The sequence below is a fragment of the Xenorhabdus sp. PB30.3 genome (genome assembly GCF_963895965.1).
Taxonomy (GTDB): Bacteria; Pseudomonadota; Gammaproteobacteria; order Enterobacterales; family Enterobacteriaceae; genus Xenorhabdus; species Xenorhabdus stockiae.
On record NZ_CAWQMW010000116.1, the window covers coordinates 1 to 20,258 of the forward strand.

Annotated in this window: 22 protein-coding genes; 11 read left to right on the plus strand and 11 right to left on the minus strand. The window is 41.8% G+C overall.

What is annotated here, in order from left to right; all coding sequences use genetic code 11:
• Window positions 1-178 precede the first annotated feature (178 nt).
• From AACX38_RS08030 to AACX38_RS08050, 5 genes are all read left to right on the plus strand, one after another.
• A complete protein-coding gene (locus tag AACX38_RS08030) occupies window positions 179-814 on the plus strand; it encodes a response regulator (protein ID WP_099110899.1) in 636 nt (211 codons plus the stop codon).
• 556 nt (window positions 815-1,370) lie between these two features.
• Window positions 1,371-1,781, plus strand: a complete 411-nt coding sequence (locus AACX38_RS08035; protein WP_099123046.1) for an ArsC family reductase — start codon at window positions 1,371-1,373, stop codon at window positions 1,779-1,781.
• Between the two features lie 158 nt (window positions 1,782-1,939).
• Entirely contained in the window at window positions 1,940-3,076 is a 1,137-nt protein-coding gene (gene dapE / locus AACX38_RS08040) for a succinyl-diaminopimelate desuccinylase (RefSeq protein WP_228863932.1), read from the plus strand.
• A complete protein-coding gene (locus tag AACX38_RS08045) occupies window positions 3,063-3,749 on the plus strand; it encodes a M15 family metallopeptidase (RefSeq protein ID WP_099123044.1) in 687 nt (228 codons plus the stop codon). The genes dapE and AACX38_RS08045 overlap by 14 nt, the downstream gene beginning before the upstream one ends.
• Window positions 3,737-3,961, plus strand: a complete 225-nt coding sequence (locus AACX38_RS08050) for a YpfN family protein (protein ID WP_228863933.1) — start codon at window positions 3,737-3,739, stop codon at window positions 3,959-3,961. Before AACX38_RS08045 ends, AACX38_RS08050 begins: the two co-directional genes overlap by 13 nt.
• On the opposite strand, the gene AACX38_RS08055 is transcribed toward AACX38_RS08050, so the two are convergent.
• Both AACX38_RS08055 and AACX38_RS08060 read right to left on the minus strand, forming a co-directional pair.
• On the minus strand, window positions 3,876-6,089 hold the full coding sequence (locus tag AACX38_RS08055) for a tRNA(Met) cytidine acetyltransferase TmcA (protein WP_228863934.1): 2,214 nt from the start codon (window positions 6,087-6,089) through the stop codon (window positions 3,876-3,878). The two genes, AACX38_RS08050 and AACX38_RS08055, sit on opposite strands and share 86 nt — an antisense overlap.
• Window positions 6,086-6,538, minus strand: coding sequence for a DUF441 domain-containing protein (locus tag AACX38_RS08060; protein ID WP_228863955.1), 453 nt, complete (start codon window positions 6,536-6,538; stop codon window positions 6,086-6,088). The genes AACX38_RS08055 and AACX38_RS08060 overlap by 4 nt, the downstream gene beginning before the upstream one ends.
• A gap of 248 nt (window positions 6,539-6,786) precedes the next feature.
• Here AACX38_RS08060 and AACX38_RS08065 point away from each other — a divergent pair, with 248 nt between their 5' ends.
• Complete coding sequence (locus AACX38_RS08065; protein WP_228863935.1) at window positions 6,787-7,122, plus strand: hypothetical protein; 336 nt, start codon at window positions 6,787-6,789, stop codon at window positions 7,120-7,122.
• 142 nt (window positions 7,123-7,264) lie between these two features.
• Here AACX38_RS08065 and purC read toward each other — a convergent pair whose 3' ends face one another.
• The 3 genes from purC to dapA form a co-directional block, all read right to left on the minus strand.
• Window positions 7,265-7,978, minus strand: coding sequence for a phosphoribosylaminoimidazolesuccinocarboxamide synthase (purC, locus tag AACX38_RS08070; protein WP_099123041.1), 714 nt, complete (start codon window positions 7,976-7,978; stop codon window positions 7,265-7,267).
• Window positions 7,979-8,068: 90 nt separating this feature from the next.
• A complete protein-coding gene (gene bamC / locus AACX38_RS08075; protein WP_228863936.1) occupies window positions 8,069-9,115 on the minus strand; it encodes an outer membrane protein assembly factor BamC in 1,047 nt (348 codons plus the stop codon).
• Window positions 9,116-9,131: 16 nt separating this feature from the next.
• Window positions 9,132-10,031 (minus strand): 4-hydroxy-tetrahydrodipicolinate synthase, encoded by a 900-nt coding sequence (gene dapA, locus AACX38_RS08080; RefSeq protein WP_099123039.1) that lies wholly within the window; start codon window positions 10,029-10,031, stop codon window positions 9,132-9,134.
• Window positions 10,032-10,278: 247 nt separating this feature from the next.
• On the opposite strand from dapA, the gene AACX38_RS08085 reads away from it, so the two are divergent.
• From AACX38_RS08085 to bcp, 3 genes are all read left to right on the plus strand, one after another.
• Window positions 10,279-10,875 carry a glycine cleavage system transcriptional repressor gene (locus tag AACX38_RS08085; RefSeq protein WP_228863937.1) on the plus strand — a complete coding sequence of 199 codons (597 nt, stop codon included), beginning with the start codon at window positions 10,279-10,281 and terminating at the stop codon, window positions 10,873-10,875.
• A gap of 45 nt (window positions 10,876-10,920) precedes the next feature.
• Entirely contained in the window at window positions 10,921-11,637 is a 717-nt protein-coding gene (locus AACX38_RS08090; RefSeq protein WP_228863938.1) for an aspartate/glutamate racemase family protein, read from the plus strand.
• 79 nt (window positions 11,638-11,716) lie between these two features.
• Entirely contained in the window at window positions 11,717-12,190 is a 474-nt protein-coding gene (gene bcp, locus AACX38_RS08095; protein ID WP_099123036.1) for a thioredoxin-dependent thiol peroxidase, read from the plus strand.
• 83 nt (window positions 12,191-12,273) lie between these two features.
• Here the strand turns inward: bcp and AACX38_RS08100 are convergent, their stop codons facing one another.
• A complete protein-coding gene (locus AACX38_RS08100; protein WP_228863939.1) occupies window positions 12,274-13,296 on the minus strand; it encodes an AbrB family transcriptional regulator in 1,023 nt (340 codons plus the stop codon).
• 63 nt (window positions 13,297-13,359) lie between these two features.
• On the minus strand, window positions 13,360-14,427 hold the full coding sequence (locus AACX38_RS08105; protein WP_228863940.1) for an AI-2E family transporter: 1,068 nt from the start codon (window positions 14,425-14,427) through the stop codon (window positions 13,360-13,362).
• A gap of 158 nt (window positions 14,428-14,585) precedes the next feature.
• Between AACX38_RS08105 and AACX38_RS08110 the strand changes: the two genes are divergently transcribed.
• Together AACX38_RS08110 and arsC are read left to right on the plus strand one after the other, a co-directional pair.
• A complete protein-coding gene (locus tag AACX38_RS08110; protein WP_228863941.1) occupies window positions 14,586-16,049 on the plus strand; it encodes a beta-barrel assembly-enhancing protease in 1,464 nt (487 codons plus the stop codon).
• An 11-nt stretch (window positions 16,050-16,060) separates the two neighbouring features.
• Window positions 16,061-16,420 (plus strand): arsenate reductase (glutaredoxin), encoded by a 360-nt coding sequence (gene arsC / locus AACX38_RS08115; RefSeq protein WP_228863942.1) that lies wholly within the window; start codon window positions 16,061-16,063, stop codon window positions 16,418-16,420.
• Between the two features lie 63 nt (window positions 16,421-16,483).
• On the opposite strand, the gene hda is transcribed toward arsC, so the two are convergent.
• The 4 genes from hda to upp form a co-directional block, all read right to left on the minus strand.
• The gene (hda, locus tag AACX38_RS08120) at window positions 16,484-17,191 is read right to left on the minus strand and encodes a DnaA inactivator Hda (RefSeq protein WP_193757262.1); all 708 of its coding nucleotides are present in this window, start codon (window positions 17,189-17,191) and stop codon (window positions 16,484-16,486) included.
• A gap of 425 nt (window positions 17,192-17,616) precedes the next feature.
• Complete coding sequence (locus AACX38_RS08125; RefSeq protein WP_228863943.1) at window positions 17,617-17,967, minus strand: hypothetical protein; 351 nt, start codon at window positions 17,965-17,967, stop codon at window positions 17,617-17,619.
• A 212-nt stretch (window positions 17,968-18,179) separates the two neighbouring features.
• The gene (gene uraA, locus AACX38_RS08130) at window positions 18,180-19,493 is read right to left on the minus strand and encodes a uracil permease (RefSeq protein ID WP_228863944.1); all 1,314 of its coding nucleotides are present in this window, start codon (window positions 19,491-19,493) and stop codon (window positions 18,180-18,182) included.
• Between the two features lie 66 nt (window positions 19,494-19,559).
• A complete protein-coding gene (gene upp, locus AACX38_RS08135) occupies window positions 19,560-20,186 on the minus strand; it encodes a uracil phosphoribosyltransferase (RefSeq protein WP_099110881.1) in 627 nt (208 codons plus the stop codon).
• Window positions 20,187-20,258 lie beyond the last annotated feature (72 nt).

The following is a 20,258-nucleotide window of genomic DNA, read 5'->3' on the forward strand; positions in this document are numbered from 1 at the left end:
TTGATAATCTTATTTGCGATATTTCATTTTTTATATCAGGATATATTTTTGGAATCTCTATTATTGATGATTCAATATACTCTATAAAAATCACACAGCTATTTAACATAAAACAGAATTCTGTTTTTTATGTTTTATCAAAACATAAGACCGGCATTTCTATTATGGGAGAAGGAATATGCATAATCATACAGTCATGATAGTCGATGATCACCCTATCATTCGTCATGGTTTAAAAGGGCTGATTGAATCAGAAAGAGAACTCATTGTGACTGCGGAGACAGATAACGGCGAAGATGCCATTAATATCGCTTGTCAAATAAAGCCAGATATCATTTTAATAGATTTGAAGATTCATGGGCTTTCAGGGATTGATACGATTAAGTCATTACGCCGAAAAGGGCTTGATTCCTATGTTCTGGTTCTCTCAGATTCAGATAACAGAGGTGATATTTATGATGCTGTGGATGCAGGTGCAAATGGTTATTTGTTAAAAGATATTGAACTTAGCCCTCTACTGGTTAACATTAAAAAAGCAGTAAACGGGCAAGCCGTATACAGTGAGAAAGTTTACCAATATTTATCTAACCGTCATCTTTATGTTGATCCTTTATCCAAATTAACCAAACGAGAATTAGATGTTTTAAAAGAAATCTCAGAAGGAATGACGAATAAAGAAATTGCTGACTTTCTTTTTATCTCAGAAGAAACAGTCAAAGTCCATACACGTAACCTGTTGAAAAAACTTAAAGCCCGTTCCCGCCTCGAAGCCACCATTACCTATCTGAAACATAGAAAAGCAGATTTAATATAATATTCGACGCTCAATTCCTATAATGTATAACACAATTTCCCTGATTTTAATTTACAGGGAAATTGTGAATTAAAACCTCTTAAAGTTAATGAGAATTAATTCAACCAAATTTATAATAATTTAACTTATAATAAATAATATTATTATTTTATAATGAAACTAAGTTTTAAAAGTTAATTTATTCACCAAATATATAGATAATTGCATTCTGTAAATTTTAACTATCTATTGATATTAAATAAAGCAAACCAACTTGTGCCTAGTTGACCACTGATCAAACCTTGCGAGCATAGCTAGCCGGATGAAAACGTAAACCCCACTCAACCGAAGCAATATGTAGGTTTGTGTTATCTGGATAAAATGGCAAATTTCCCGCATTATACTCTCCCCCTTTCAGGATTCAGCCAACTGACTGCAACTTGAAAGTAACAGCTATACCCCATGGGTTGCGCGTTGCATTGCGCTGATAAGGAAACGAATTTTCCTTGTCAGCAAGAGGCAGCTTGAAAAACAACGGGTATATATGTCGGATTAAATCAGGATTAAGGATCTCATAATGTCAGATACCACCTTTCAAAAAACATTCACTCTGTACGGTATCAAAAATTGCGATACTGTGAAAAAAGCACGTCGTTGGTTGGAAGATCAAGAGATCCCATATCAATTCCATGACTATCGCGCTGACGGCTTATCACCTGATCTACTTCAGCTATTTATTGAACAGTTAGGCTGGGAATCTTTACTCAATACCCGCGGAACAACCTGGCGCAAACTAACCGATGAGCAAAAATCAGCCATCAATAATGCCGAAGCAGCCAAGGCTCTAATGCTGGAACAACCCGCTATCATTAAACGACCACTATTAGCGTCTCAAGAAGAAAACACATCGCAAAAAACAGGCAGTTACTTACTGGGCTTCAAAGCTGAACAGTACCAACAGTTTTTTTCACGTGATTCTATCCAATAGTTTCTAAAAGAAAGCTGACAAAACTACAGCTTGAAAACTGTAGGGAATTTCTCTTACAAATATACCCGGTAAATTTCAGGCTGCGTCGCCGCTGCAAAGAAACGCAGCCTGAAAGATGACAGGCAGAAAGATCTTCCAACTTAATAGGGGCGTATATAATGACTTGTCCAGTAATTGAATTAACCCAGCAATTAATTAAAAGGCCTTCCGTCAGCCCCGATGATCAGGGCTGTCAGGAGATTATGATCCAACGCCTGCAAAACGCTGGCTTTACCATTGAACGGATGCCTTTTGGTGATACCCTGAATTTCTGGGCCTACCATGGAACAGGAGCTACGTTTGCTCTGGCAGGCCATACCGATGTTGTTCCTGCCGGTGATATTTCAGAATGGCAAAGCCCGCCATTTGAACCAATCATTCGTGACGGAATGTTGTATGGCCGCGGGGCTGCGGATATGAAAGGCTCTCTGGCTGCCATGATTGTTGCAGCAGAACGCTTTGTTGCAGAAAACCCTAATCATCAGGGTCGCCTTGCTTTCTTAATTACTTCCGATGAGGAAGCCCACGCAATAAACGGTACTGTTAAAGTCATTGAAGCTTTAATGGCTCGCCATGAGCGACTGGATTACTGTCTGGTGGGTGAGCCCTCCAGCCAAAAGTGCCTTGGCGATATGATCAAGAATGGTCGCCGGGGCTCTCTGACTGCAACTGTGACCATTCATGGTATTCAGGGGCATGTTGCTTATCCTCAATTTGCGGACAACCCAATTCATAATTCTCTCCCCTTCCTACAGGAACTCGTCAATACTAAATGGGATAATGGCAATGAGTTTTTCCCTGCAACGAGTATGCAAATAGTCAATATTAATGCGGGTACGGGAAGTAATAACGTCATACCGGGTAAATTAAAGGTTCAGTTTAACTTCCGCTTCAGTACCGAACTGACCGATACCGAGATCCGCCAGCGAGTTGAAAACATGTTGAAGAAATGTAATCTGAAACATGATATTGAGTGGTGGTTATCCGGTCAGCCCTTCCTGACCTGCAAAGGGGAGCTGGTTGATGCGACAATTGAAGCTATCAGCCATTATTGTGGATACCAGCCGGAACTATCAACCAGCGGCGGTACATCTGACGGGCGATTTATTGCCAGAACCGGGGCTCAGGTTGTAGAGTTGGGGCCTATTAACGCAACCATTCATAAAACCAATGAGTGTGTCAGCGTCTCTGACCTACAGGAATTAAGCCTTATTTATCAGCGTATCATGGAGCAATTATCAAATGATGTCGCCTGAAATGTTGACAGGTCTCTCGACAGAACACCTAGTGGCACTGTCGGGAGGCCACCATTTACAATTTGATGCAACTAAAGCCTTCCTTGCGATGCAACGGGATGCGGCCAATGCTGGCTTTAAATTACAACCAGCCAGCTCGTTTCGTGATTTTACCCGCCAACAGACTATCTGGAATGAGAAATGTCGTGGGCAACGCCCGGTACTGGATGCCGATAGTCAGCCTCTTGATATCAGCAAAATGACCGAAGGAGAAATCTGTGAAGCTATTCTACGCTGGTCTGCCCTACCGGGAGCAAGTCGCCACCATTGGGGAACAGAGCTGGATATCTATGATCCTTTCCTATTGCCTCAGGGTAAAAAGCTATTGCTGGAGCCATGGGAATATGAAGCGGGTGGTTATTTTGAGCCACTAACTGACTGGTTAACCGAAAATATGTCCCGCTATGACTTCTATCGTCCATTTACCCGTGACTGTGCACTGGGTGTAGCCTATGAACCGTGGCATATCAGCTATTGGCCTCTTTCTCATGAAGCAGAATGTCTATTCAATGAGCAGACTCTGTTAAATGCATGGCAGGATCGTGATATTGCCGGTATTGACTGGCTGACAGCTAACCTCTCCTATGTTTTTAAAAAATACGTTAAAACAGAAGGAGAATCATGCACTGGTTAACAGATTATTGGTGGATAGTCCTGCTCTTACTCGCTGGGGTTATTATTAACGCGATAAAAGAACTCAGCCGCCTCAATCCCAAAAAATTTTTGGATAACAAACCGGAACTTCCTCCTCATCGGGATCTTAATGCTTCATGGGATGATGAGGACGACTGGCCTCAGGCGAATGGTAAAAAGAGTGATCATCAAAAGGATGATCAGAAGAAATAACCCAATCTTTCCATTGTCTGGCAAGTATTTCATCAATATTTGCCAGAGCATGGGCCGTTTCTTCCCGCCAGCATTTCAACAATGCTTTACGCCCATTCAGTGATAAGTCATGCGCACATTGCTCAATCTCTATTTTTTGTTGAAGATGTTTCCTCAACGCCGGTAAAGCCAGATCACTTACCAACAGCAAGCGTTGCAACGCAAAGTAAGAAGACGACAAGGAACGATGAGCAAATGCAAAACCAGCCAGCTCCCGCCAGTCATTTTCATTAAGCTGATTATCATTGTTATGCTCAACAGGTAGCGCAAACCCAGTCAACGACTCTAGCCAACTTGCATCACGGGATAACTGCTGTTGTGCAGCTCGGGCCAACCATTTCCCCTGTTCACTCAAGGGTAGAATCGCCATTGCAGCATAACAACCACTACTCGCTTCAAGGTGTGTTCCCATCCTCACTAACTGAAAACCACATTTTTGCCAAAGTGACCAGAGTTCAGTGGTATAACCAAAACTAACGGAAATAAAGTCCAGCTTTTGGGTTCGGGCTACCTGACACTGCTGAGTAATCAGACGTTGTGCAATCCCCATACGTCGGTATTGTGCCTGAACAGCAATACGGCTGACTCTCTGTGAACGCATCACTGCTGCCTGCGGAAATCCTGCATGAGCAGCCAGAGACTGGGCTACCAGATTACCTCTCGGACGACGACGACCAGCCCATATTTCATGCGCCAGTGTCGGAGATAACCCGCCTTCATTCACCATCCACAGAGCACCAATCAATTGTGGATTAGCATTATCGGAACTGGACATGGCAGCAAGGAATGTCATTCCATTGCCATCCAGTAACCGACGTAAATCGAGGGGAGACGTACGATAATGTGCGCTTGCCAGTAATCCGTAAAACTGCCGCAATAACTGGGGCTGTTGTAACCACGTTTCCTGATTAATAGACTGAAAAGACAAATTATTTTCAATATTAGGATCAGGTAATAACGATGAAAACAAATTGTTGTCATCAAATAGTAGAGCGTTATCCAGCCACTTTTCCAGCGGATCATTTTCAGACCAGCGCATTGGCGTTTTCAGCTCCCTAATCTGACAATCAGGCAAAGCAGCACAGAATTTCAATAAGAATCCTCGCCCGGTGCCTTCGTAACCCTGCACTGTTGTGGTCATTAGTACACGTGGAAAATGGCGTATCAACTCAGATAACTGCGGTGTCGGAATTGCTGCCGCTTCATCAATCAAAAGCCAGTCAGCACTGCTCTGTTGTGTGTCTGTATTTCCTTGTTGCCGACACGCATTCTCCCGGATAAATTTCAGTAAATTATCAACTGACCAGAATGGTATTTGCTGCGCGTCAGAAACTGTGGCGCTATTCTGAAGGCCATCTTCAAGCCTATTATTAAAAGATTCAGCATAGCGCCGAATGACTTCAGTTGTTATTTTTGCCGGAGCACATAACCAGCAACTTCCCTGCCACTGACGAGCCAGCATTCCTGCAAGTGCAGATTTTCCTCGCCCGCGTGGCGCAGTAACTACCCAGACCCCTTGTGAAACCTGTAGCAATTGCTCAAGAATGAGCTGCTGGCCTGCTGTCGGATCCCCATCCGGCATCTTCCACGACAAAGTCTGAGGCAATAACGATGTCTTAAAAGGCTTGTCCTGCCGCCATAATAAACAGTCAGGAGAATTGAGGATCTGTTGTTGAATATGCTGAATGAAATGGGGGGTTGGGATCACACCGGCAGATTCATTCCAGCGAGAGCTGTCTTCATCTGGTAAATCAACCCATTGTGACCAGACAGGAACGCGCATCACCAACCAACTTCCTGCTTTTAGAGTCCCTGCTAGTATTGCTAATGCTTCGGCATTAAAGCCTCGGGTGGCATCAAAGACCCCGTGCAAAAATTCACGCCCCAGTAAACCGACTGCTTTTGTTGGCTCAACAGAATCGGGAGTACCAGATGCTACGGTTATCCATTCCCCCTGTAGCTGGTTTTTCAGAGAGGCAACAATCTGTTTACTCCACTGATTTTCTCCGCTGAGCACCAGTAAACGACGCTGCCCCTGTCGTTGCATCTGCTCCTGCAACGTTTTCCATTCAAAATCCATTCCTGTCATGATTTTCCAATCACAATGGATAATATACCTGCCGCAATTAATGGGCCAACCGGAACGCCTTTAAATAAAGCAACACCGAGCACCGTGCCAACCAGTAATCCGGCTACTGTCGATGGCTGACTTGACATCAGGGATACTCCTCTGCTTCCCAGCCATGACACAAGAACGCCGACAGCAATAGCAAGCAATGATTTCCAGTTTAGGAATGAGCTGAATATATCCTGTGCAGATATTTTGCCACTTGCAATAGGAGCCATAACACCGATGGTGAGAATTAAAATTCCCAGTGTCAGGCCATATTTTTCGACCCAGGGGAAAAATTGATTCAAGGGAGTAATTCGGACAACGAGCAAAAACAACATTGCCAACGTTACCGTCATGTTATGACTGATAATTCCAAGCCCTGCCAACACTAACAAAATGAGTAAAGTAGGATCAATGTGACTCATCATTTTCTGTTCCATATATACATCCTGATATAGAGCAGAATGATAACTTAATTATTAGACATGTAAGTAGAAATATTAATATCAGTGGAAATATAGTCAATGAGTCACTATATTTTATAAAAAATAGTTGCGAATACGTAGTTAATCTTTCAAATTATCTTTCTGACAGATATTGATGCTTTTATAAGGTGAATGCGGAAAGGTCACGAGGCACTTCCTCGGCAACAGGAAGCGTTCATACAGGAAATATGAAAAAATCAGCACTTTTAATCACAATCAGTATGTTATTAACAGGTTGTACTACTCAATGGATACCAGCAAGGAGCAATCCAACACCTTTTCATGAAGCAGATTTGGAGTGTCAATCAAACGCTCTACAGCAATTCCCGGTGAAAAATGAAGTAGCCCAAACTTCTCACCTCAAAACCGTCAGAAATTCCTGTGGTAAAGATTGCACATATATGCAAAGCGTTCCTATGACTGAAAGTTATATCATTGACGTTAACGAAAGTTCCAGAAATCAGGTCTATCGTTTTTGTATGCAGCAAAAAGGCTGGAAGCAAAAAACAAATTACTGGCTGTAACCTGCCATAGCTGGGTATCCGCCCTGAAAACATCTTATTATGAAATCAAAGGTGCTCTAGTGTACAGAGCACCTTTGTTTTTTATACCCGCATGTTTGATACAAAATCAGCCATCATTCAAGCAAGGTAATCGTTTGCGTCATTAATCCAAAATAACGCCAATCCGGTGAGCTACCTCTTCGTACGCTTCAATTAAGCCACCAAGACTCTGGCGAAAACGATCTTTATCCATTTTATCCATTGTCTGCTTGTCCCACAGCCGGCTGCCATCTGGTGAAAATTCGTCACCTAGCACCACTTTCCCTTTAAACAGACCGAATTCCAGCTTAAAGTCCACCAAAATTAAACCGGCATCATCAAATAATTTACCCAAGACTTCATTCGCTTTATAGCTCAGGCGCTTCATTTCAGCTAAATGCTCTTTGCTAACCCAACCGAAAGTTTCGCAATAAGATTCATTCACCATCGGATCATGCTTATCATCATCTTTCAGAAACAAATCAAACAAAGGAGGATTCAGTAACATTCCTTCTTCCACGCCAAGACGCTTCACCAGCGAACCAGCCGCACGATTGCGGATAACACATTCAACCGGCACCATATCAAGCTTCTTAACCAGAGATTCATTATCTGACAGCAACTGTTCCAGTTGGGTGGGAATACCCGCTTCTTCCAGCTTACTCATAATAAAGTGGTTAAATTTATTGTTTACCATTCCCTTACGATCAAACTGTTCAATGCGTTCACCATCCAATGCTGATGTATCATTACGGAATTCCAGCACAAGCAAGTCAGGATTATCAGTGGCATACACTGTTTTTGCTTTTCCACGATACAACTCAGCTTTTTTCTGCATATTACACTCCAGAGATATGACATCTTTAAACGGACTATTAAACAAAAAATTTTACCTAAATATATAAAGGGGCCGAAGCCCCTTTATATATTATTTATTTGTAGATTTGCTAAATGCTGCTTGTAGCACCTCTACCATTTGATCATTTTCAGACTGAGTCAGCGGCTTACCTTTTTCGCTGATAAATTGCAGGCTGCTCCGGTTATCCAAATCACCCACCTGTAACTTATAGTTACCTTCGCTGATAGTTGGTGCTTCCACACCTAACGCTTTCCAGCCGGAAGAGGACAAACCTTTATAGGTAACCTCTATCGCACCAGTCGAACGGGTACGATCGTTCACCTGCATACCTATGCTTTCCAACGCGTAAGGCAGCCTGTTCCAGATTACGTTATATGGTGCACGGACGATAATTTGTGGCAATCCTGTATTATCACCGCCACTTTGTACCGATAAAGCACCATCATTCTGCGTATTATGCTGAGCTGAAGCTTCTTTTTGATCGTTCAGATAACCAGTCAGCGCATTTAGCATCAAGGTGTTGTAACGCTGGATTTCCGACGGGGTGTTAATCGATTTATCACCCTGTTCCAGACCTGCACCTGAAACTGTTAAAACAATTTGGTAGCCCTGCTGAACCACAGAAATGTGGTAACGAACCTTATAAGGAACATTTTCATCTGATCGAGGCCACAAAATCCAGTCAGTTGTCAATGTCTGGGCTGCGTCATCTTTCTGGCTAATCGGATAGCCTTTTTCCGCCAGAAAACTATTTACTTGTGACCACAATTTGCTGTACTCAGGGGTATTTTCAAGCAACAGCTTACTGCTTTGTGCGCTACTTTCAACACGGGAACCCGCTAATAGCGCCACGGCCTGCAACGGTGGGCGTATATCAACTGATTTTCCGACATTCCCTTGTGGATCCACAGATGGAATATCATATTCACCATTTTGCAGAGGTAAGTTCATCCCAGCAGGAATATTCAATAACTTCAGAGGGGGGGTATCAAGATAAGATTCATCACCACTCACTTGATGTTTATAGCTCTGATCGCTGGAACAGGCTGCCAGCAAAACGACCAATGACAGGCCAGCAACCTTCATGACCTTCGATTTTTGCAATAATGTTGCCATTAAAATTCCCTAAATTTTACAGTAATTCAGCCATTTTCAAGGCATTCTCAACTGAAATTTGCCCTTCTTGCGTCAGCGGAACCATTGGCAGACGCAATGTGTCGCTGGCAATCAGTCCCAGTTTATGACATGCCCATTTAGCTGGTGCCGGGCTAGGTTCAACAAATAGTTTATGATGCAATTCCTGCAGGCTACTGTTCAGGCTACGCGCTTTCGCAAATTCACCACGAGAAGCCAACTGGCAAATTTGTGCCATTTCTGCTGCCGCTACATTCGCTGTTACAGAAATCGTTCCTTTTCCGCCAAGATACATAAAGTCGAGAAAACTTGCATCATCACCACTTAGCAGAATAAAACTTTCATCATTAACCAGTTCTTGGATCTGGCTGACACGACTTAAGTTCCCCGTTGCTTCCTTGATTGCGACAATATTTTTCAGTTTCGCTAAACGTGCAACAGTCGGTGGCAGCAAATCACATCCGGTACGCGATGGTACATTATACAGAATTTGTGGTAAGTCGGTATTCTCAGCTATTGCTTTATAGTGCTGATACAAACCTTCCTGCGAAGGCTTATTATAATAAGGTGTCACAGACAGGCAACCAACAACACCTGTATTTTCAAAGCATCGGGTCAGCGATATTGCTTCCGCAGTAGCATTCGCGCCTGTTCCGGCAATAACAGGAATACGACCATCAGCTAATTCGAGTGTTGTCAGTACAACATCGACATGTTCATCATGGTTAAGCGTGGCACATTCCCCGGTTGTTCCGACAGAAACAATTGATGCCGTACCACTGGCAATATGGTAATCAATCAATTTTTTCAAACTGCTCTTATCAACCCGGCCAGTTGAATCCATCGGTGTGATTATCGCAACCATACTACCTGTAAAATCGAAGTGACCACTCTCCATTACCATTTCCTCTACAATGAGTCTTACACTACAAATAAGAAAATCATGGTACTTTCTTGTCATAAGGAAGGAAACTCTTTGGCCCTATGATTTCGATGATTTTTGTTAATATCAAGTGTAGACAATTAAACAGAGATTATAATCGTGCTCCATCTCTTATAAATGCCATTGACCTTCTCTTGATCATTTTTTATGTTTAGTAGCGACATGTACCCGCAGCCATCGACCATAGATAAGGAAAATCGCTTTGCCGAAATCAAAACAACATTTTTTAGTGCTCACAGCTCTTGGTGTAGATCGCCCCGGGATCGTCAACACCATCACCCGCCTTGTTAATACATGCGGCGGCAATATTGAGGACAGCCGTCTGGCAATGTTTGGCGAAGAATTTACCTTTATTATGTTGCTGTCCGGTAGCTGGAACGCAATTACTCTGATTGAATCGACCCTGCCACAAAGAGCCGCTGAACTCGAATTACTTGTTGTAATGAAGCGTACCCGTAGTGGCGCGGCAAAAAAATTTCCCTCTACTATTTCAGTTCGGGTCGATGTGGATGATTCTCCCGGCATCGTCGAGCGTTTTACTAATCTGTTCACAACCCAGAATTTCAATATTGCTGAATTGGTTTCAAAAACGCACCCCGCTACTGAAAATATGCCCGCACGGCTGCAAATACAAATCACAGGCCATAATCCATTAGATGATAAAGGCGTTGTATTTAAAGAAACCTTTCAGCACCTATGTGCAGAGTTAAATGCTCAAGGCAGTATCAGTGTACAGGAAGTGTTGGGCGACAATACGGTTGACTGGATAAAAACAAATAATGATAAAAAAGTGAAATAGATATTTTTGATTAACTGTATCTATAAAAAATAGAGAGAAAAAGCAATGTCTTATTCAATCGGTGTACTTGCTGGAATGGGACCAAGATCAACGGCACCTTTTATCGACATGCTCGTTAATGCATCCCAGTATCTTTATGGTGCAAAAAACGATATAGATTTTCCCAAAATGCACATCATCTCTTTACCAACTCCTTTTTATCCGGGGCAAGCTATTGATGATGTGAAAATGGTTCAAACATTACAAACGGGTATTGCAGATTTAGTTAAAGCAGAAGTAAATCTGATTGTGATTCCCTGCAATATTGCGCACATATATTACAGTGAAATAGAAAAGGCCTGTATCGGTATACCTGTCTTACATATCGCTGATTGTGCACTCCAAAAAATAACACCTGATGACACAAAAATAGCAATCATTGGTACGGAACCCACCATTGAAGCCGGATTCTATCAGGCCCGTATTCAGGCTATAGGGAAAGAACCTGTTTCATCGGCAAAATTGCGTAATCACACAACAAAACTGATTACGTTAATTAAAGAGAAAGGGTTTGAGCATGAGGAGGTTGTCGCTATCTGGGAGACAATATTATCCTGTGCGCAGGCATTAAAGGTGCATGTATTACTGATTGCCTGTACTGATATCAGCCCCCTTATAAAAAACAAGAGAAACCAGTCACTGAAGATAGTGGACACAGCTTCCAGTCTGGCGGAAGCTACTATTCATTCATTTTATGAATTAAGGGGCAACCCGAAAGATTAAAAATATACATGTAGTGAACATATAAGAATATTAGTGTATAAAACCAGTTAGATAAAAACGACTAAACGGAGAATACGTGATGAGTCCATTGAAAGCCGGAGATAAGGCACCACAATTCAGCCTACCTGACCAAGATGGTGAAAACATTAACTTATCTGACTTCAAAGGTCAGCGTGTTTTAGTTTATTTCTACCCCAAAGCAATGACCCCGGGCTGTACTGTTCAGGCATGTGGTTTGCGCGATACGATGGATGAACTGGAAAAAATTAATGTTGTCGTATTAGGCATCAGTACAGATGCTCCCGAGAAATTATCCCGATTTGTCGAGAAAGAAATGCTGAATTTTACTCTGCTTTCCGATGTTAATCATCAAGTTGCCGAACAGTTTGGTGTTTGGGGTAGAAAACAGTTTATGGGCAAAGTCTATGATGGCATTCATCGCATCAGTTTTCTGATTGATCCTGCGGGTAATGTTGAACACGTTTTTGATAAATTCAAAACAAGTGATCATCATCAAGTTGTTCTGGATTATCTACAACAGCATTCATCCTGAAATCTGATGTAGCTGGTAGCAAGTCAAGTAACACAGTCCTCCGTCTGACTGACGGAGGATGCCACAAACTCCTGTAGAATAAATTAGCTGTTTTTATGCCTTCCCTGCACGATCAGTGCAATCGCAGAAACTATATGAAGTAACGACATACGTATAATGTGGCTTGCCATCACAATACCTACATTAACCTTCATCGCCATAGCGGCAAATAACATTGCTTCCATACTGCCGGGCGCCCACGAAAGGATCAGCAAGTGCATTGGGTAATCCATCACCTGTGCCGTCACTGCTGCAACTAAAACTGTGATGGTCAGTGCGATAAATACAGATTGTATGGAAGACCAAATATTACTAATCAATGCTGAAAACGGAAACGCACTAAAATACAAACCAATCCTCATGCCCATTAACCCCATTGATAATAAACTGAGCAATTCAGGCAGCTTCAGTGTTACATCAGACAGATAGTGAACAGCAATAGCAACAACCAATGAAGTCAGCATATAGGGTGCCGGAATATGTAAACGCTCCAACAAAACGCCGACGATATAACCTCCGGCGGCAATCAGGATCAACCAGCCAATAATGCCGGGTGTATAAGAAAAGGGTGCTGCTTCAATCACTGGAGGAGGATTTAATCCGGTAATAATCCCGGCAATAATAATCAAGACGACCAAACGAATGGCATGGGAGATAACAATTTTCTGTGGCGGGGTTTTGGAATGTTCAGTCAGCACTAAGATCGCAGCCAACGCACCGGGAACAGCACCCAATACTGACTCTGTGCGTGTCCATCCCATTTTCCGGTGAAACCAAAAATAACCGACATTAAATTGCAGGATCAGGCAGATTAATAATGCGGGGAGCAGCATCAGGATATCTCGCCCTTCTTCCATCGGTAATCCTTTGACCATCAACCCGATAGAGCTTCCTAATACAATTTGGACCACAGTCAGGCTATGTTTTGGTGCTGTAAGTGATATTCTCAGCCGGGATGCAATAATAACAGCCGCCATTGCTCCAAACATATATGCCAGAGGTAGCCCCAGCAGTGACAAAACCCATCCTAAAAGCATGCAAGGTATAACACTTAACAGTGATTTCACCGCCACTCCTTAGTTCAGTCTGTTTATTTGAATTTTTATCAAAATTACTGCAATAATTTCAAATTACGGCGATAACTCTTCTGATTTATCTTCCGGCCAGACATTAATAACAGCTTTAATCAGCGTCGCCAATGGAATCGCGAAAAAAACGCCCCAAAAACCCCACAATCCGCCAAAAATAATGACGGAAATAATGATAATAAGCGGATGAAGATTAACTGCTTCTGAAAATAAAATAGGAACAAGCAGATTACCGTCTAATCCCTGAACAACCAGATAAGCAATAAATAGTGTCCAAAAATCTGCGCCTAATCCCCACTGAAATAGGGCCACTACAATGACAGGAATAGTCACTATTACCGTGCCTACATAGGGAATCAAAACAGATAAACCAACCAGAACAGCAAGTAACATGGAATAATGCAACTCAAAGAAAGCAAATACAGCATAAGTACAAATGGTTAAAATAACCATCTCCACAACTTTTCCCCGAATATAATTCGTAATCTGCTGATTCATCTCATACCATAATTGCCCGGCTAAACCGTGATTACGCGGTAATATACGCTGGAATGCCGCTACCATTTTATTTTTATCTTTCAACAGGAAAAATACCATTAAAGGAACAATAATCAGATAAATAGAGAGCGTCATCAGGCCAATCAAAGACGCTACAGAAAATTTAAATACAGATTCTCCCGCTAAAGAAAATTTATTGCGCAGATTTTCGGCAAACATATCAATGATACCGACATCAACTAAAACAGGGTAACGAGAGGGAAAAGTCCGGGCGTATTCCTTAAAGCGATTAAGCATATTCGGCAAATCGGAAAACAGATTGAGTCCCTGTTGCCAGACTGTTGGGGCAACAATCAGGATAATCAATGCACTGATCCCCATAAAAATGGCTAATACGATTGTCACTGAAAGAGTACGACTACAACCCAGCTTTTCTAATTTTACCGTCGGCCATTCCAATAAATAAGCCAACACAATCGCAGCAAGAACAGGAGCTAAAATACCATTGAAAAAATAAATTATGCCAAAGCCAGCCAGCAAAATGAATGATAGTGCAGCAACTTGCGGATCAGCAAAACGGCGGCGATACCATTGCATGATCATATCCAACATAAACCAAACTCCTTAATAACAATACTTAATGACTATTTTACTAAAAGTGCTTACGGCTGATCGATTTTAAGTTAACCTTAGCTATCATACACGTATCCTGAAATTGATAGCTAACTGGGCACAGCATTTTATAAAAATCGTTTTATGAGAATCGCTCTATGAAAAAAACATCTACTAAACCCCTGATAGCGATACTGGTCAGTCTAACACTATTTGGCAATAGCCCTGCATACTCTGTACCTACTGACGAAACATTACCAGATATTGGTACAACCGCTGCATCCACTCTCAGTACCAATCAGGAAATAGAGATGGGTGACTTCTATATCCGTGAAATACGTGCTGGAACACCCTTGATTTATGATCCTCTATTAACACAATACATCAATAAATTAGGCCAGAGGCTCGTCAACCATGCTGATGCAGTGAAAACACCTTTTCACTTTTATATCGTCAATAATCCTAACATTAATGCGTATGCCTTTTTCGGTGGCAACGTTGTACTCCACTCTGCTCTGTTCCGTTACAGCCGAAATGAAAGCGAACTGGCTTCAGTTATGGCCCATGAAATATCTCATGTAACACAACGCCATTTGGCTCGTATGATGGAAGATACACAGCGAAAAGCACCACTGGCATGGGCCGGCACACTTGGATCTATCTTACTGCTAATGGCTAACCCTCAGGCAGGAATGGCAGCCCTGAGTGGTACGCTGGCTGGTTTTTCACAAGGTATGATCAGCTTTACTCGTGAAAATGAGCAGGAGGCAGATCGTATCGGTATGCGAATATTAAGCCGGGCTGGGTTTGATCCTTATGGAATGCCTAATTTTATGCAAACTTTGAGTGAGCGAACTTTGCACAACTCAGAAATTCCAGAAATTTTATATACCCATCCACTGCCTGATAGCCGTTTAGCTGATGCCCGTAACAGAGTCAATCAATACCCGAAAAAATCTATTCCGGAATCACAGGAATATCTACTGGCCCGGGTACGAATTTTGACACTAGAATCCACACTAAGCTCAGCCTATATTGAAGATCTGCTCAATAAGTACAGTCATGGAACGCCAAAAGAACAAATTTCGGCCTCTTATGGGCGGACTCTGCTACTGACTAAACAGAAAAAATATGTCGAAGCCAGAAAAGTGCTCACCCCGTTATTGAATAACCAGCCAGATAATATCTGGTTTATTGATGCAATGACGGATATCGATATTGAACAAAAACAATATGAGCAGGCGATTACCCGCTTACAGCAAGCCTTACAGAAACACAAAAATAACTCTGTGCTGCAAATCAATCTTGCTAACGTATATATCGAAGCCAAACAGTATTCGAAAGCATCACAACTGCTATTCCAATACACCTTCAGTCATCCGGATAGTTTAACTGGTTGGTCACTAATGGCCGAAGCAGCAAGCAAACAGGGGAAACGCAGTGAAGAACTGTCAGCTTACGCCGAAACAATGGCATTACAGGGTAAATTTGATATGGCAATCAATTATCTTAGTCAGGCCAGTGCATTAGCAAAACTGAACAGCTATGATCAGGCCCGTTACGATGCTCGTATCGACCAGTTACGCAAGCTGCAACAGCGCTATAGCCAATATAAGAAATGAGGTTCTTTTATATGCAACATGTTATTTTTTATCATAACCCCCGCTGTTCAAAAAGCCGGGAAACGCTTAAGTTAGTTCAGGAACTCGGTATTACACCAGAAGTTATTCATTATCTCGATACTCCCCCAACAGCAGGACAACTGGCTGTTTTACTGAAACAACTGGGGTTCGGTGATGCCCGCCAATTAATGCGAACAAAAGAAGAATTGTATAAAGAACTAGAGCTTGGTAATAGTGAACTCACGCAAGAAGCCTTACTTCAGGCAATGGCTGATAATCCTAAGCTCATAGAGCGCCCGATTGTTGTTGCAGGAGATAGAGCACGTTTAGGGCGACCACCAGAACAGGTCAAAGAGATTTTGGGCAATTAATCATTAAAAAAGTGATAGGGAAGTCTGCTTTGTACCTCTATCACTTTTTTCTGATCTGGCGTACTAAAGATCAAGAATATCTTTTACGAATGGGATAGTCAGTTTACGTTGTGCCACAATAGAAGCGCGGTCAAGCTCATCCAACGTTCTGAATAGCGTTTGCATTTCTCTGTCAAGCCGCTTTAACACAAAACGCCCCACATCTTCAGGTAATTCAAATCCCCGTAACTTAGCTCGTAATTGCAATGCCTGAATTTTTTCATCATCAGACAAAGGCTGCAATTTATAGATCTGCCCCCAATCAAGCCGGGATGCCAAATCTGGCAATGTTAAATTAATTTGCCGGGGTGGACGATCTCCGGTGATCAACAGACAGGTTTTGCCAATCTCTACAATTCGGTTATAAAGATTAAAAATAGCCATTTCCCATACCGGATCACCTGCGATACATTCAACATTGTCAATGCACACCAATGATAAATGTTCCATACCATCAAGAACTTCCGGAACAAAATATGCACGTTTATCGAGTGGCACGTATCCGACAGCCTCTCCTTGCTGGGACAGTTCGGCACAGGCTGCGTGGAGCAAATGACTCTTGCCCCCGCCATCGCGGGACCAAAAATAGATATAACTGCCATGTGACTGACTAATAGCCAATTTTATTGCGGCTAATAAAGAAGAATTCTCACCTGCAAAAAAACTGGCGAATGTTTCATCATCTGGCAAATATAAGGGCAATGAAAGCTGCGCCGGTGTATTCAGAAGCACCTCAAACAGAATGGATAACGAACAGCATTAAGTTTACCATAGAAACCAAGTTTACCACAAAAAACGATAGCAAATGAAATGAATACTTAGTTTAAGATAGTAGCTGTCGTTGGCACTCGCTTTTTCATGAAAAAAGAAAAATAAAGCAAAGAAATAGTAAAAATTTATTTTTAATAAAAATTATCATTGACATATATTCAATATTATTCCTTTCTTTCGCTTCAGAACATTATTTATACTGAACACCACAAAATACTCTTTGTCGAAACTGTGTTTAAAATCACCATTGGTTATGACATATCCGAAATGAATAATATGACCTATGCTGAACTCCATGAGCATTAAAAATAACAATCAAGATAGAAAATAGAAAAACTTAAAAATATCAGATAACAAACTGAGAATTATCTATTAATTAATAATAATTATCTTTCTTTATCAGACTGCGAAATGATCAGAGCACTTGCTTCTTTCAAGACCTCAATAATTTCACCTTTATCTAAATCACCCTCAATAGATATGGAGCTACCATCATTTTTAGTGATAGATATTTTTAGATTACGTTCACCACCTAAAAGAGCAATTAATGATTTTCTTAAACCATCAAGATACCTTAAATTATCTTTAATAAACGTGAGCGTCCGCTTAGCTATATTGAGTGTTTTCAAATCCGAGCCGATTGGATTAACTTCTATATTAAATTTTTTAAGCTCTGTATAAAATTCTTTTTCCAATGATTTATCTATATATAGAGTAATATTATTTATGCTTTCCATTTTATCCCTCAATATTTTTCATCTTTGAGTGTTTGTACTTACAAGTATAGTAAAAGATTATGACAAAAAGATAGCAAATCGATAAGTAGGAATGAGGTGAAATTAAGCAACTATAGGGATATCAAGAGAAATTAGCCAATATTTTCCTAATAAAAAAATAAGAGAAAGAGTTCGTTGAAAATCCCTTTCTCTTAAAGGAAAACCAATACAAATTATTTTATGATTTCACTCGCTTTTTTATCATCACTGAGTGATTCCACAGAAGAACTAATATACGGTTCATCCGGGCGAATGATACTAATCAACTTGAAAATCAGACTCATACCAATACCAACTACCGTTGCCAGTGCCATACCTTTCAGCTCTGCTGCACCAATTTGGATTTTCGCACCACTCACGCCGATAATCAGAATGACAGAAGTCAGGATCAGGTTCTGAGCTTTGCTGTAATCTACTTTTGAATCAATCAGTACTCGTATACCAGATGCACCGATCACACCATACAGTAATAAAGATACGCCTCCCATTACCGGAACCGGAATTATCTGGATCGCAGCCGCCAGTTTACCGACACAAGAAAGTAAAATCGCCAGAATCGCTGCTCCGCCAATGACCCATGTGCTGTATACGCGAGTCAGAGCCATTACACCAATGTTTTCGCCATAAGTGGTATTTGGTGTTGAGCCAAAGAACCCTGAAATAATCGTTGAAAAACCGTTGGCAAACATCGAACGGTGCAATCCCGGATTTTTCAGCAGATCTTTTTGCACTATATTGGCTGTTACGACCAAATGACCAACATGCTCCGCAATGACAACCAGTGCCGCAGGCAAAATCGTCATAATAGCAAACCACTCAAAACGCGGAGTGTAAAAAGTTGGCAATGCAAACCATGGCGCTTCACGTACTGGTGTAAAATCTACAACTCCCATAAAAAAGGATAGCGCATAACCCACCAGCACCCCTATCAGGATTGGAATGATCGCCATAAAACCGCGGAACATGACTGAACCCAATATTGTCACAGCCAGTGTAACCATTGAGATGATAAGATTCGTCGTATTAACATCCGTTCCCGCAGCAGGACGTAGCCCGGCCATATCAGCAGCAACCCCTGCCAGCTCCAGACCAATCACTGCAACAATAGCTCCCATTGCAGCAGGAGGAAATATCACATTAAGCCAGCCTCTTCCCGCGATTTTAACAATCAGGGAAACCAGACAGAACAGCAATCCACAGACAATAAATCCGCCCAGTGCCAGTTCATACCCTAAAGGCAGCAACAATAATACAGGAGATATAAAGGCAAAACTGGATCCTAAATAAGCCGGGATCCTTCCTTTACAAATAAACAGATAAAACAGTGTTCCAATACCATTAAACAATAAAATTGTGGCGGGATTAATTTTAAACAGAATGGGAACCAGAACTGTCGCCCCAAACATCGCAAATAAATGTTGCAAACTTAACGGAATGGTCTGTCTTAACGGTGGTCTTTCATCTACCCCAATAGTCCGACGGGTCACTATCTATGTCCTCTTATGTTTTACTAGGAACCAAAAAAAAGCCGACTTTTCAGCCGGCTAAAAATATTATTTTGTACCAAATATCTTATCGCCTGCATCCCCCAGGCCAGGAACAATATATCCATGCTCATTAAGGCACTCATCAATTGATGCAGTATATAATTCAACATCAGGATGTGCTTTTTCCAAAGCGGCAACCCCTTCCGGAGCAGCAACCAGAACCAAAACCTTAATAACAGGGCATCCTGCTTTTTTCAGCAAATCAATGGTGGCAATCATAGAGCCACCTGTTGCCAGCATCGGATCAACAATCAACGCCATACGCTCATTGATATCAGAAACCAGTTTCTGAAAATAAGGTACAGGTTCAAAAGTTTTTTCATCACGATAAACACCAACAACACTGATGCGGGCGCTCGGAATATTTTCCAGAACACCATCCATCATTCCCAGACCTGCACGCAGGATAGGCACAACAGTAATTTTCTTCCCTTTAATCTGGTCTATTTCTACCGGACCACACCATCCCTCGATGGTCACTTTCTCAGTTTCTAAATCAGCAGTTGCTTCATATGTCAGAAGACTTCCCACCTCTGAAGCCAGTTCACGAAAGCGCTTAGTGCTTATATCATGATCACGCATCAGGCCCAGTTTATGTTTAACGAGTGGGTGTTTAACCTCAACGATCTTCATGGGTTTCTCCTACTGTATATAGCCGGCAGATAAAAAAATCGCGGGATTATACCTCCTTTTTGGGATCAGGCA

Coding starts and splice junctions, on each gene's coding strand:
- bamC (WP_228863936.1), bottom strand. CDS start 9,115: ATGGCAACATTATTGCAAAAATCGAAGGTCATGAAGGTTGCTGGCCTG.
- arsC (WP_228863942.1), top strand. CDS start 16,061: ATGCAACATGTTATTTTTTATCATAACCCCCGCTGTTCAAAAAGCCGG.
- dapA (WP_099123039.1), bottom strand. CDS start 10,031: ATGGAGAGTGGTCACTTCGATTTTACAGGTAGTATGGTTGCGATAATC.
- upp (WP_099110881.1), bottom strand. CDS start 20,186: ATGAAGATCGTTGAGGTTAAACACCCACTCGTTAAACATAAACTGGGC.
- AACX38_RS08110 (WP_228863941.1), top strand. CDS start 14,586: ATGAAAAAAACATCTACTAAACCCCTGATAGCGATACTGGTCAGTCTA.
- purC (WP_099123041.1), bottom strand. CDS start 7,978: ATGCAGAAAAAAGCTGAGTTGTATCGTGGAAAAGCAAAAACAGTGTAT.
- AACX38_RS08065 (WP_228863935.1), top strand. CDS start 6,787: ATGAAAAAATCAGCACTTTTAATCACAATCAGTATGTTATTAACAGGT.
- AACX38_RS08125 (WP_228863943.1), bottom strand. CDS start 17,967: ATGGAAAGCATAAATAATATTACTCTATATATAGATAAATCATTGGAA.
- bcp (WP_099123036.1), top strand. CDS start 11,717: ATGAGTCCATTGAAAGCCGGAGATAAGGCACCACAATTCAGCCTACCT.
- AACX38_RS08055 (WP_228863934.1), bottom strand. CDS start 6,089: ATGACAGGAATGGATTTTGAATGGAAAACGTTGCAGGAGCAGATGCAA.
- AACX38_RS08090 (WP_228863938.1), top strand. CDS start 10,921: ATGTCTTATTCAATCGGTGTACTTGCTGGAATGGGACCAAGATCAACG.
- AACX38_RS08050 (WP_228863933.1), top strand. CDS start 3,737: ATGCACTGGTTAACAGATTATTGGTGGATAGTCCTGCTCTTACTCGCT.
- AACX38_RS08105 (WP_228863940.1), bottom strand. CDS start 14,427: ATGTTGGATATGATCATGCAATGGTATCGCCGCCGTTTTGCTGATCCG.
- AACX38_RS08035 (WP_099123046.1), top strand. CDS start 1,371: ATGTCAGATACCACCTTTCAAAAAACATTCACTCTGTACGGTATCAAA.
- AACX38_RS08045 (WP_099123044.1), top strand. CDS start 3,063: ATGATGTCGCCTGAAATGTTGACAGGTCTCTCGACAGAACACCTAGTG.
- AACX38_RS08060 (WP_228863955.1), bottom strand. CDS start 6,538: ATGAGTCACATTGATCCTACTTTACTCATTTTGTTAGTGTTGGCAGGG.
- AACX38_RS08030 (WP_099110899.1), top strand. CDS start 179: ATGCATAATCATACAGTCATGATAGTCGATGATCACCCTATCATTCGT.
- dapE (WP_228863932.1), top strand. CDS start 1,940: ATGACTTGTCCAGTAATTGAATTAACCCAGCAATTAATTAAAAGGCCT.